We start from the raw sequence: 13,353 nt of genomic DNA, 5'->3' as shown, positions 1-13,353 counted from the left end.
TTTTCCAAAAACTTATACAAGTAGCTATTTTACCAATTTAGTGATACATTATTATTATAATTTTTTCATTTTATCAAATTGGAGGTTTTTATGGTTACTCATAGTTTAAGACTCACTAAACATATGGATTTAAAAGAAAAATTGGTGGAGTTTACGAAAGAAAATAACATAAGTGCAGGAATAATACTTACCTGTGTAGGTTGTATATATAAAGGCACTATTAGGCTAGCAGATGGGGTTAGTACTAAAGCTTTTGATGAAAAGTTAGAAATTCTATCTTTAAGCGGAACCCTTTCAAAGGATGGAGTTCACCTTCATATTTCCCTTTCTACTAAGGATGGAATGGTCTTTGGAGGTCACTTAATGGATGGATGTTTAATAAATACTACAGCTGAAATAGTTATTGGATCATTACCTGACACTATTTTTTCTAGAGAATTTGATTCATCTACAGGCTATACAGAATTACTTATATCAAAAATATAAATATCACATTATTTTCCTTATAAACTCATATGAAATAGTTAATACTCATATAAATACTAGGAGGTGTTTATATGAGTATTAATCTTATATTGTGCTTATTATCTTTTTTAATGGTAATTGATTATATTGTCACATATATTGAAATTCATATATTAAATATTGCTACAGAAATGAATCCTTTTATGAATAATTTTATGGATCGTCCCTTTTTAGAAGGGATTTTCTTAAGAATATTATTGGCCTTATTTTTTGTTACATTATTTAAATCCATAGAAAAGTATAGGGATAAAAAGTACTTTAAAAAAATACTTGTCATCCCCTTGTCTATTCAAATAATACCTGTTGTTATGCATATTAAAACATTATGTTTATATGGCTTTTCTAAGCTTTAAGCCGTCTGCCCTTTATTATCTATTTTTTCAATAGTCCATCCTAAATTACCTATAATTATAGATACAATAGGGTTTACTAAATTTAATATGGCATAAGGAATATAAACGTATGGACTTATGCTTAAGGCTCCCATTATAAATGCTGCATCTGTACTCCACGGAACTAAAGGTGCTACTAATGTACCTGAATCTTCTAATGCTCTAGATAAATTCTTAGGTGCAAGCCCTCTCTCCCTATAAACATCTTTAAACATTCTTCCTGGTAATACTAGAGCCACATATTGAACTCCCGTTGCAAAGTTAGTAAATATACAAGTGCATATGGTGGCTGTTATTAAGGATCCGTCATTCTTTGCAAGTTTTAATATTCTATCAACAATAGCTTTTACCATTCCAGTTCTTTCAACTACACCAGCAAAGGATAATGCTATTAGTATAAGTGATACGGTCCACATCATGCTATGGATTCCTCCACGGTTCAAAAGCTTATTTACCACTTCAATACCCGTATCTGTAGAATATCCATAATGGGCCGATGCAATCACTTTACTAATGCTAGCTCCTTGAAATACAGTTCCAAACAAGGCTCCCAATACACTTCCCCCTATAAGACCTGGTAAAGCTGGAACTTTCTTCGCAACCATAAAAATTATTAATAATGGTGCTAACAGTAAAATAGGACTAATAAAGAATTCATCATTTAAGGCAGATAATATAGTATTTATACTAACCGCATCTATGGATTTTCCAGCAAATTTCATACCTAATACTCCATAGAATACTAAAGTAATAATATAACTTGGGCCTGTAGTAAATATCATATGTTTTATATGATCAAACAAATCTGCTCCAGCCATGGCAGGTGCAAGGTTTGTAGTATCTGATAGGGGTGACATCTTATCTCCAAAATATGCGCCAGAAATTATAGCTCCAGCAATCATTCCTGTAGGAATTCCAAGCCCTGTTCCGATTCCTAATAAAGCTATACCTACAGTTCCCATAGTTGACCAGGAACTTCCTGTGGCTACAGATATGATAGAACAAATTAAACATGTGGCTATTAAAAATATACCTGGTGATAATATTTTTAGTCCATAAAATATCATGGCAGGTACAATACCACCTAATATCCATGTTCCTATTAAGCTACCAATTATCATCAGAATTAATATTGCTTGCATAGATGCCTTTATAGTGTCTATAATACCACTTTCTATATCACTCCATTTAAATCCATCTAATACAGCAACTATAGCTGCCACAATGGCAGACACTAATATGGGAATATGAGGGCCCCCATCAAATACTTTTATAGTAGCCAATAAGGATACAATTAAGAAACTAAAAACAAATAATGACTTATGGAATGATACTTTTTTAATTTTACTATCCATATTATCCTCTCCTTTGCATAGTCATAATCTTCAGAAAACTTTCCATAAATTTTTAATATTAATTTAAGTCTTATAATTAATGTAATGCTAAATAAGTTTAATATTCTTATATAATTTATATACTTAGCATCACGTATAAGGTTTAGTGTATATTAATCAAACCACTCACACATTCATAAACTTTATCTAGTATTTTTCCGCTCTTAGCAAGGGATATGGCTGGCTTAGATTGAGCTGGCATATAACTATCGTTCATTTTGAACTCAATTTCATTTCTTAAAATTTCATATGCAATTTGTGTTCCCTTTCCCAAATCAAATCGGCCCAAGTGTTCTTCTGTTACAAAGATAGCTCTTGCTGCTAATAAGTACTCTATTCCTAATATTTGGTGAATATTATTTATGATTTGTTTTACCTTTCTACATGCCCATGGTGCCATACTAACATGATCCTCTTGATTACTCTTAGTTGGAATAGTATCTACACTTGCTGGGAAACATAAAGTCTTATTTTCTGATGCTAATGCTGCTGCAGCACAAGATATAACTGGGTAACCACAATTTAACCCCACAGGCTCTCCTACCAACATTGGCGGCAGACCATAATTTAATGCAGAGTCACATAAACTAAATATTCTTCTTTCAGATATATTTCCTATTTCAGCTAAGGACATGGCTACTATATCCATGGCAAAGGCAATAGGTTCTCCATGGAAATTACCACCACTTAAGAATTCCAATTCTCCCTTGTCATTCCAAAATACTAATGGATTATCAGTAGCTGCATTTATTTCTTTTTCTAGTAAATCTTTAGCATAGGCCATATTGTCTCTACATGCCCCTTGTACTTGTGCCATACAACGTAGAGAGTATAAATCTTGCACCCTTGGTTGGTAGACCGGATGAAGTACATCATGCTTTAAATGAACCATTCTAGCTTTTTCCGTAACACGCATACTATCCTTTACTATATTTCTTACATTTGAAGCACAATCAATTTGCCCCTTTTGTCTTCTAACCTTATGAATTCTTTCATCAAAGGCAGCCATTTCTCCACGCATGGCTTCAAGACTTAATGAGCCGGAAATTTCTGCTTCTCTTACTATTCTGTCCGCATCATAATAATTCAGAGCAGCCATTGCAGCAAACATGGTCGTTCCATTAATAAGAGCTAAACAATCCTTTGCCTTTAGTTGATACTTAATAGGTGTAATACCAGCTTTTTGTAATGCCTCAGGTGCACTCATTTTAACCCCTTCATAATATGCTTCTGCTTCTTCATAACCAATTAACACAGAAGCCATATGTGCTAATGGTGCTAAATCTCCACAAGCTCCTACAGATCCTTGAATTGGAATTACTGGATGGACTCCCTTGTTTAATATTTCAAGAAGTCTATCTATTACTTCCATCCTTAATCCTGATACCCCCTGACAAAAGGCATTTATTCTTACGAGCATAGTAGCTCTTACTAACTCTTCTGAGGCTGGCTCACCTACACCACCACAATGGGACATTACTATATTATTCTGAAATGTATCGTTTTCCTCCATACTAATGTTATAGTCTTTTAATTTTCCTACTCCCGTATTAAATCCATATACAGGTGGAGCATCACTTCTAATCCAATTTTTTTCTATATAGTCTCTAACTTTAACTATTTCATTTCTAGATTCCTCATGAATCTCAACTTGCAAGTTTTCCCTTGCAACCTTAATCACATCTTTTATTGTCAAATTTCTGCCATCTAATATTAGTTTTTTCACTGTTACTCCTCCATTCTAATAATTGATCCTATGTGTTCTTAACATGTATTAAGTTTAGCAAAGGTCTATCAAAAACTTGTCAAAAGAAAAAGACCTTATCTTTTTAGATAACGTCAAATTTTTCTTATCTCATATACAAACTTAGGAGTTTTCAGCTTTTTTTTCATATTCATATACAGTTTCCACAAAATAATTATTAAGTACATTATTTTTTATTTTCCTATTTTTTATCTTCCTTTTTAACTCTGCCATACGTCTATAAAAAATTCCAGTTTCATAGGGACTTTCTAGTTTAGTACAATATTTATTTGCATATATTAAAGAACTAACACATTTATTATATTCACCTTTATGAAATAGAACCATTCCATAATAGGTATGGGCTAATGATCTTAACCATAAGGTATCTACCTTTTCATAATACTTCAAGGCATTAGATAAATATCTTTCGGCGCCACCATAATCCCCCATTTCATAAGCAACCTGTCCTGCATTAGTGTTAAATACGCAAAGGGCCTCTGTTAATCCATACTTCTTATTCATATCTATGGCTTTGTTAAAATATTTTAGTGCATTTTCATAATCCTTAACATTTTTTTTACTTTCCCCAATCCAATTATATGCGGCTGCTAAGTTTGATATATACTTATATCTTTCTTTGGATCTTTCAAAAACTTCAATGGCAGAACTAAGAAGTTTTTCCCCTTCCTCATATTCTCCCTTCATAATATATAAAAGACCCTTTAATCTCCACCAAATGGCTTCTTCTTCAGGTACTTTAAATTCTCTAACTATGCTTAAAGCTTTATCAATTGTAGTCTTCATACCCCTTGTATTATAAGTGTTTATGTGATAACACATAAGTTGTCTATATGCCTTTATAATGTTTCTTTCCATATGGTTTTCTTCACTTATATTTATTAATTCATATATATATTTCTTACCCTTTTCGTACTCTCCTTGTCTAATATGAAATCGCCCTATCATATGTAAATATTCGCATATTAGATTTATTCCATCTTCACCCTTCATATCATCCCTTACTTCATCTAATAATAATTCCATTTCACCTATACTTTTTTTAATCTGCCTATTAGTTATTCTTCTATCTAGAAATGTCTTTTTCTCATTACCTTTAAAATATACTAACGGAAAGACCTCGTGTGTAAATTGTAAATATTCATATAGATATTTTATTTTATATTTAAGAACTTTATATTTTTTCCCACATCTTTCAAAATGATATATTAGCTGAGAATACATAATCACATCTCTTTTGTTATTTTTTAGTTTCTTTTCTAAAGTTTCTCCTGCACGATTATGTAAAATTCGCTTCTTTGATAGGGACATATCTCCATAAATATACTCCCTTATTTTTTGATGGGTAAATTCATAATAGACTTCCTCTAAATTTCCTTTTTCTACTATGAGATTCTTTTTTATTAGCTCATCTATTATCTCTACTAAATCTAAACCACCTGTTAAAGATATATCTTCTAAAATCTCATAGGTCGTCTTATTAAAGAATATGGATAATATATCCAAAATCTTTTTTCCACTTTCTGATATAGGCATAATCCTATTTTTTAGTACATCTTGTATTTTAGGAGTAATCTTATGAAATTTTTTATTTTCTTTAATATTATTTAAAATTTCTACTAGAAAAAAAACATTTCCCTCAGTCTCCTTATATATACCCTTTTTCACTTGTAAATCTAGCTTTGTAGTATCTAGTACTTTTTTTGTAAATTCAATAGTTTCTTCCTCTGTAAATCTTTCTAGCTTAATTTTATCTATTAGATTATATTTAAACATATCTAATAAAAATTCTTCCACATATCTATTAGAGTTTTCTCTACAATTTATTATGAATAATATGGATTTGTTTTTATCCCTAGTTATTATACTTCTCAATAGGGATATACTAAGTTCATCTGCCCACTGAAAATCATCTATATATATTATTATTTTCTTATTCTTGGACACCTGAATTAAGAGCTCCACAATAGCATTTTCTGCCGTTTGATACTTTAAAAAGTCTAATTTTTCTGTACAATTCAAACTATATTCATTATTAAAATCAAAATTTGGAAAAGTTAAGGATACAATATTAATAAGTTTTTTAGAAATAGATATTTGATCCTTCTTTATGATTTTAGATATTCCATTAAATATATCATTCCAACATTTTAACAAATATTTTTCTTCTGCCTTGTAACATTGAGTAGTCAAAACGTGTTGGTTTGATATATTCTTAATAATATTTAAACACTCTGTAGCCGTCTTACTCTTTCCAATGCCCATTTCCCCCATAAGACATACTGATTTTGTAGTATGTTCATTATAAAATTTTTTAAAATTATCTATAATTTTTTTTAATTCCTTATCTCTACCATAAAAGAAACCATTGCCACCTAAACAATCTTCCTTTAAATCATTCAAATAATTTAAATCATTATATTTTTTCATATGATCCTTTTCTTCAATTCTCTTATTTTTCACATTTTCTATTCTCTTTTTCGTTAAATGATCTGGAGAAATTAAAAGTTCGTCATTTAAAAGTTTTTCTAATTTTTTATATAAATCTAAACACTTATTGTAAGAACCCTGTCTTTCATATATATCAATTAATAGCCTATAAGCTCTCTCATCAAATTCATCTAATTTAATTAATCTTTTGCAGTATTTTTTCCCTATTATTAGCTCATCTCTTTCAATATGATTCTCTATTCCTTTAATTAGTTTATCGATGAACATATCCCTATATTCTTGTCTCTTAAATTCTACCCACTCTTGAAATTCACAAGAATCCTTTATTGTAAACTTGTCTAAAAAATCTCCCACATATATATTAATGATCTCAGAGCTATCCACATATAAAAATTTGTTTATATCCACATTTTCTAGATATTTAGGATTAATTTCTATTACTTCATTTCCTTTTTTTATAATTATATCTTTACTTATAAACTTTTTTATGGTGTATATGGCATTCCTAAGATTTTTTTTGATTAATTTATCATCATTTGTGTTTTCCCATAATAGATTACCTAGAATCTCCCTAGTCTCTCTTTTTTTCACAACTAAATAATATAATAATGCTTCTGCCTTTTTATATGGAAAGCTTATTTCAGTACTATTTACTATTATCTTTGGCTCTCCAAATAAATTTATTTTCAATGCTTCTCTTTCAATATTCATGCTCATACAATCACCCTTATACATAGCTTTTGTAATTAGTTTATAATACGAATTTACAATTTTCAATATTTTCTATAATTTATAATAATAACGTCAATAAAACGTAAAAAATAGAGATGTAAATAATAAATACATCCCTATCTAAACTTATTTAATTCAATTTTTACTCTATCATGTAATTCCTTATACCAGGATACTTGAACTTTACTTAAATCCATATCCTTATTTCTCAGGTCCATAGGGGCTATTACCACTTCCACATTTTCTTTTCCCACTTCATTAACTAATAAAAACACTTCTTCTATAGCTTCATCTCCAATAGCTATACAACCTATTGAGGCTGCCTTTCCATGGATAAATATATTTCCACCTAAATTTTGTCTATTATCTTCCTTTGCTTTTTTCATATCAAATTCATTTGGATAATTAACCTTCATGGACAAATGATATGAACTATTTGGGTTTAAGCCTTCTATTCTATAAATTCCTTCTGGTACTTGCTTATCACCTTCCTTTAATTTGGGTCCCGACTGTCCACTGGCCGCTAATATGTCATACTTGTGTATAAAAGTCCACTTTCCATGACTAAGAGCCCACAATTCTAATATTTTTTCTTCTTTTAACCCTATTAAGGCTATTTTCTCTGGCACATATATGGCTTGCTTTTTTTCAAAGTAACTAATTAGTTTCTGCTCATTTTCAGGTTTTATTTTATTTATTACTTCCTCCACAGTTCTTCTTCCTGCCACTTTACTATATACAGGTACCCAAAGGCTTCTTCCGCATAAATATGTTCCTAAACCCAATACTATAATTAAACTTAAAGCAATATATATTTTTTTGTTCATATTTAGTCTCCTATCTATATTCCTCTCTTATTTTGGCATATCTTTTTCTATTAACTTTAAAATCATAATATCCTACCCGTGCCACTGACCTACAATCTATTATTTTTTTTTCTTCATTAAAATAAAATTCCACATCATCTTTAAATTTCATTTTACTACTTTCAAATACTACGTGTAAATAATTCTTTTCTTCTTTTATTATTTTACTATTAGAATATCTATTAATTATTTTCTTTATTCGTTCCTTACTCTTCTCTAGACTTCCCTTAAACTTCATAGGTTCAATTTGTTTTTCAAAATTATTAGTTTGGGTTGATACTCCCTTTCGTGCATAAGGTAATTTTGCCAATCTGCCCTCATGCACACCTAAATTATTAGGTATACTATTATTTTTTGAATATGTATATACTGTAATGGCTCCTAAACCGATCCATCCTGTTTTCATAATATCACTCCCATATTCCTAGTATTCATATTATATTTAATTTTATGTAATAAGCCTTATCTTATTTTAATAATATTATAAACTAAAAGAAGAATGTAATTAAGGAAAACTTAATTACATTCTTCTTTTACCATAAAACTTTTTCTATCTATACTAAAATTGTAAGCTAAACCAATTATGATAAGTACTCCTCCTAAGATTTTCCCCATTGAAGCCATGTTACCTACCATATAATCTATAATAATTCCCATAAACAACTGTCCTATAAACAATAATAATGTAGTATATATGGCTGGAATTTTAGAAATTATTATATTTGAACAAGAAACTACAAATATACTTAGAATACCTCCCATATATACCCACAAAGGTACATTAATTAATTTTTCCATACTTACGAAGTTTTCTCTGTTCATAAGTAAAAATGTTAAAATTACTATGGAAGCTACTATATTATTAATAAATGCCCCTTGAGGGACCCCTATTCTTTGAGATAATTTTGAATTAATTGTCATAGATATTACTATTAAAGATCCACCTATTAACGCCAATATTAAATACATGATAAATTCCTCCTAAAATACTGTCATAACAACTATTCCACCTATTACTACTCCATATCCTATTAATTTTTCCTTTTGAAACTTATGAGTATTCATTCCAAATAAGCCAAAATGATCTATTATACAGGCTGCTATAGATTGACCAGCCAAGCCTAGGGATAATGTTAAAGACATTCCTAGATACTTAAAACACAAATTATTAAAAATCACTATAATTACACCTAATGCTCCTCCACTAAATAAATATAGGGGAATATGCTTTTTTATATTAATTTTCTTTTTACTCATCATTAAAAACATTAATACACCAACAGCTCCTGTAATGTGTATTATAAACACGGCTAAATAATTACCTATTCCATTAGCTAACATGCCATTTAAACTTATCATTATTGCTATTATAACTCCTGTAAATATTGCTCCAACTTTATACATATCTCTACCCTCCATTACATATTTCATCTATAATTTTAATCCTTTCTAATAAGAACATGTGTTGCCTAAATTAGATTAACATATACTATTTATATCTCTAAGGACATATGTCATATTTCTTTAATGTTTTCCTACTGTTACGTTATTCCATAATTATTAAAGATAAAACTTCAATTATGGTGCAACCTATATTATAATTAATTTGGGTGAATTTAATATGAAGATAGAAGACAATTACACATTAAATTATTATATAGATAAATACTCAATAGATACTTTATTTAAAAAAAATATAAGAAAGTATATGGAACTTCATAAATTTAATAAAAACGACTATTTATTAACGTCCAATCAAGAGGCTGATTATTTTTACTTTCTAGTAAAAGGAAGTTTAAAGTGTTATACCATACTCAAAAATGGAAAAGTTCTTTTGCATGAAATACTAACGCCACTTCATGCCGTAGGAGATGTGGAATTAATTAATAATACAATTCCTGCATGTAATATTGAAACCTTAGGCCCTAGTATATGTATAGGAATTAAAATGAATTTATTAAGAGAACTGATTTCTAATGATTTAGTTTTCTACAAATACTTAGCTAGTACTTTAAGTACTAAATTAGTAACATACACTCATTCTAGTTCCATAAATCTAATATATCCATTAGAAAATAAGCTAGCTTCCTATTTGTTAGGAGTACATGCTACAAATCCTGATGCACCTCATATAAAAATAGATAGTATGACGGAACTAGCCAGCCTATTCGCTACTAGTTATAGACATCTCGTTAGAACCTTTAATAATTTATGTGACCAAAACATAATAAACAAGGATAGAAATCGCATATCTATATTAGATTATAAAACTTTAGAAAAATTAGCAGGCTCTATAGACTAGAACCTGCTAATTTTTTAGAAGTAATATAAAAGCAAATATTATCAATATAACACCTACCACATAATCTAATCTCTTTAAAATCTTGTCACTTAATAACTTATATATCCTGCTTCCAATGGCACTAGTCACCGTTAAAAATAATAGGGTTGCACTTATACAGCCTAATGAATACATTAAAATAGTATTAAATCCTACTAAAACCTTTGATGCAATTAAAGATCCAAAGGTTCCTGACCAAAATAATATGGTAAGAGGATTAGTAAAAGTTAGCTTTATTCCAAATAAAAAACTATTACTTTCTCTCTCAACATTCTGATTATCATCTAAATTTTCAATTTCATTATTTTTAGCATTTTTTATGTACATAATTCCAAAATAAATTAATATTATAACTCCCAAAACTTTTATTATCATATTTAGTATTTCTATTTTTAACAAAGTAGATATGGCACTAAAGGATATGCATATATAAAACCCATCTACTAAAGTAACTCCTAATGCCATTTTGAATGCTTCTTTAAATCCTTCTTTCATGGATTTAAACAATAATGCAAAAAATACAGGTCCTATGGACAATTGAAGTGTCATCCCTAACAAAAATCCCTTTACATAAGCCAAGTTTCATTCCCCCCAATTTATTTTTTCTAGATAAAAAGAGCCTTAAGCCCTTACTTTTATGATTTTAATTATATCCTATTATTTAATCCTACTGTTATATTTTTATTCTTATTACTCTAGTTCATATGTAATAGAAAAGCAGCTATAAAAATAGCTGCTAACTCTATACTTTAAATCTATCCGTATGATTTTTTAATTCCTTAGCCACATTGCTTAAACTTTCCACATTTGCAGTTATTTCTTCAAAAGCACTTACCTGCTCTTCAATTACTCCATTTATTTGTTGTACTTGTCCTGCATTATCATTTGTAGTATTAGATATTTCATCCATGGCACTAGTCATATCTTGTGCTATATTTGCTTGACTTTGAGATGATTTTGATACTACCTCTATTTTATTAGTAACTCCATCTATGGCCTTTAATATTTCTTCAAATTTGTCGTTTACTTTATTTGCCTTAGTTACACTATTTTTAACTAATTGGCTTCCCTCTTTTATAGATTCATCTGCCCTATTTGACTTTAATTGAATATCATCTATAAGGACTCTTATTTTAGTAGCAGATTCCTTACTTTCTTCTGCTAATTTCCTAACTTCTTCTGCTACTACTGCAAATCCCTTTCCATGTTCTCCTGCCCTTGCAGCTTCTATTGCTGCATTTAATGCTAATAGATTGGTTTGCTCGGATATTCCCGTTATAATTGATACTATTTCTCCAATTTCCTTAGAAGATTCATTTAGTTCTACAATAGACTCATATACTAAATTAGTAGATTTCTCCACGTCTTTTATAGTCTCTACCACATCTTCTATATGTTTCGCACCTTCACTAGATATATTTAATATTTCTTTACTTCTTCCAAAGGTTTCTTCTGCTTCTTCTGATATTACATCTGAAGAGCTGGCCATTTCCTCTATACTTGCAGTAGTTTCTTCTACTACACTTGCATTTCCTTGGAGGGAATCAGATATGGATGTGATACTTCTAGCCATGTCTTCCATTCCACCAGTCGATTCTTCCATGACTATTCCAATTTCCCTAGAAGATGAGGCCATAAGTTCTGACCCTTCTTTTACTTGACCTATTATAATATGTACATTATCTATGAAAACATTAAACCATTTAGCCAATTGTCCTATTTCATCCTCTGTATAAACTTCAAGTCGCTTAGTTAAATCCCCTTCTCCCTGAGCCACTTCCTTTAACATTTCTGTAGTCTGTATAATAGGTTTTGTAATTTTTGCCGACACTAAATTTATAACTACTATTAATATAATTAGTACTCCAATACCTATACCTCTAAACATATTTCTTATTTCATGTAGGTCTTCTAATATGGCATCAGTAGGTATACTTACGGCAAAGGACCAGGGAGTATTTGTCTTTCCTATGTACATAGGAGTATATAGTCTATGTACTTCTTTCCCTAGAGAATTTGATAGTAAGTTAACACCATATTCCTTACCTTCTTTTATAAGTCCCTTTATCTTTTTTCTTTCCTCCGTATTCCCCATGTCCTTTCCTAGATGATCATCATCTTTATGGGCCACATATACTCCATTATTAGCCACTACTGCAGCATAACCCACATCATAGGGTTTAATCTTCTGTACACGCCTTTGTAGGGTTTCAAGGGATAGGTCTATTCCCACTACTCCTAGGACTTTTCCATCTATTTCTATAGGTACTGCAAAAGTAGTCATCATAATTTCTTTCCCATTTATATTATATTTAAATGGATTCATTATAACTTCCCTTTTAGAGTTTTTGGCAAGTAGGTAATAATCACCTTCACCTTCCTTATCATATCCTGTAAGAGGTGAGTATTCTATTCCTGATTCACTTCTAGACCAATATGGAACAAAACGACCTTTAGAATCCTCTCCTGCTTTTAAGGCGTACTCCATATCCTTGTTATCAAAAGCATTTGGCTCCCAACAAGTCCATACACCTAAGTAATTCTCGTTCTCTTTTAAAACTGTCCTTAATATGTTATTTACAACAGTTCTATTTGTATCTCCTGATTCTTTCATTCCCTTTAACGTAGCTTCAAGGCTCCTTGCTGTATGCATTACACTATTAAATTCTCCTAATACGGAATTCCCATAATCATGGGCTGTCTCCTTTGCATTTTCATATGCTGCTTTTGTCAATAGCTTACTTGTCATTGAGTATAATCCCCAATTAGTTACACCTAATGCGATTAATACAAAAACTCCTATGTAAGCTATTATTCTGCTCTTAAGTTTTTTAAACTTAAACATGTGTCCTCCTCCTTAAAGCTGTTATAGTTTGCAATTCTGCTC

General features: G+C 30.1%; 12 protein-coding genes. 3 read left to right on the top strand and 9 right to left on the bottom strand.

What is annotated here, in order from left to right:
- Positions 1–90 precede the first annotated feature (90 nt).
- Both CCE28_RS08975 and CCE28_RS08970 read left to right on the top strand, forming a co-directional pair.
- Entirely contained in the window at positions 91–486 is a 396-nt protein-coding gene (locus CCE28_RS08975) for a PPC domain-containing DNA-binding protein (protein WP_095133132.1), read from the top strand.
- Positions 487–557: 71 nt separating this feature from the next.
- Positions 558–878: a DUF5658 family protein gene (locus CCE28_RS08970; protein ID WP_095133130.1), complete on the top strand. Its 321-nt coding sequence runs from the start codon at positions 558–560 to the stop codon at positions 876–878.
- Here CCE28_RS08970 and nhaC read toward each other — a convergent pair.
- The 7 genes from nhaC to CCE28_RS08935 all read right to left on the bottom strand — a co-directional run bounded on the left by nhaC (position 875) and on the right by CCE28_RS08935 (position 9,529).
- Positions 875–2,272: a Na+/H+ antiporter NhaC gene (nhaC, locus tag CCE28_RS08965; protein WP_095133128.1), complete on the bottom strand. Its 1,398-nt coding sequence runs from the start codon at positions 2,270–2,272 to the stop codon at positions 875–877. The two genes, CCE28_RS08970 and nhaC, sit on opposite strands and share 4 nt — an antisense overlap.
- 142 nt (positions 2,273–2,414) lie before the next feature.
- Complete coding sequence (locus CCE28_RS08960; protein ID WP_095133126.1) at positions 2,415–4,037, bottom strand: HAL/PAL/TAL family ammonia-lyase; 1,623 nt, start codon at positions 4,035–4,037, stop codon at positions 2,415–2,417.
- A 141-nt stretch (positions 4,038–4,178) separates the two neighbouring features.
- On the bottom strand, positions 4,179–7,238 hold the full coding sequence (locus CCE28_RS08955) for an AAA family ATPase (RefSeq protein ID WP_176461741.1): 3,060 nt from the start codon (positions 7,236–7,238) through the stop codon (positions 4,179–4,181).
- 137 nt (positions 7,239–7,375) lie between these two features.
- Positions 7,376–8,086, bottom strand: coding sequence for a L,D-transpeptidase family protein (locus tag CCE28_RS08950; RefSeq protein ID WP_095133122.1), 711 nt, complete (start codon positions 8,084–8,086; stop codon positions 7,376–7,378).
- A 10-nt stretch (positions 8,087–8,096) separates the two neighbouring features.
- Entirely contained in the window at positions 8,097–8,531 is a 435-nt protein-coding gene (locus tag CCE28_RS08945) for a DUF1499 domain-containing protein (RefSeq protein WP_095133120.1), read from the bottom strand.
- 110 nt (positions 8,532–8,641) lie between these two features.
- Complete coding sequence (locus tag CCE28_RS08940; RefSeq protein WP_242972940.1) at positions 8,642–9,094, bottom strand: DMT family transporter; 453 nt, start codon at positions 9,092–9,094, stop codon at positions 8,642–8,644.
- A 12-nt stretch (positions 9,095–9,106) separates the two neighbouring features.
- Positions 9,107–9,529 carry a DMT family transporter gene (locus CCE28_RS08935; protein WP_095133117.1) on the bottom strand — a complete coding sequence of 141 codons (423 nt, stop codon included), beginning with the start codon at positions 9,527–9,529 and terminating at the stop codon, positions 9,107–9,109.
- A gap of 217 nt (positions 9,530–9,746) precedes the next feature.
- On the opposite strand from CCE28_RS08935, the gene CCE28_RS08930 reads away from it, so the two are divergent.
- On the top strand, positions 9,747–10,427 hold the full coding sequence (locus CCE28_RS08930) for a cyclic nucleotide-binding domain-containing protein (RefSeq protein ID WP_095133116.1): 681 nt from the start codon (positions 9,747–9,749) through the stop codon (positions 10,425–10,427).
- Positions 10,428–10,433: 6 nt separating this feature from the next.
- On the opposite strand, the gene CCE28_RS08925 is transcribed toward CCE28_RS08930, so the two are convergent.
- Together CCE28_RS08925 and CCE28_RS08920 are read right to left on the bottom strand one after the other, a co-directional pair.
- Positions 10,434–11,045, bottom strand: a complete 612-nt coding sequence (locus CCE28_RS08925; protein ID WP_095133115.1) for a LysE family transporter — start codon at positions 11,043–11,045, stop codon at positions 10,434–10,436.
- A gap of 163 nt (positions 11,046–11,208) precedes the next feature.
- Positions 11,209–13,311, bottom strand: coding sequence for a methyl-accepting chemotaxis protein (locus CCE28_RS08920; protein WP_095133114.1), 2,103 nt, complete (start codon positions 13,309–13,311; stop codon positions 11,209–11,211).
- Between the last annotated feature and the right edge of the window lie 42 nt (positions 13,312–13,353).

This window comes from Anaeromicrobium sediminis, assembly GCF_002270055.1.
GTDB lineage: Bacteria > Bacillota > Clostridia > Peptostreptococcales > Thermotaleaceae > Anaeromicrobium > Anaeromicrobium sediminis.
Note: the sequence above shows the minus strand (reverse complement) of the source record. Positions and strands in the feature narration are given on the sequence as shown.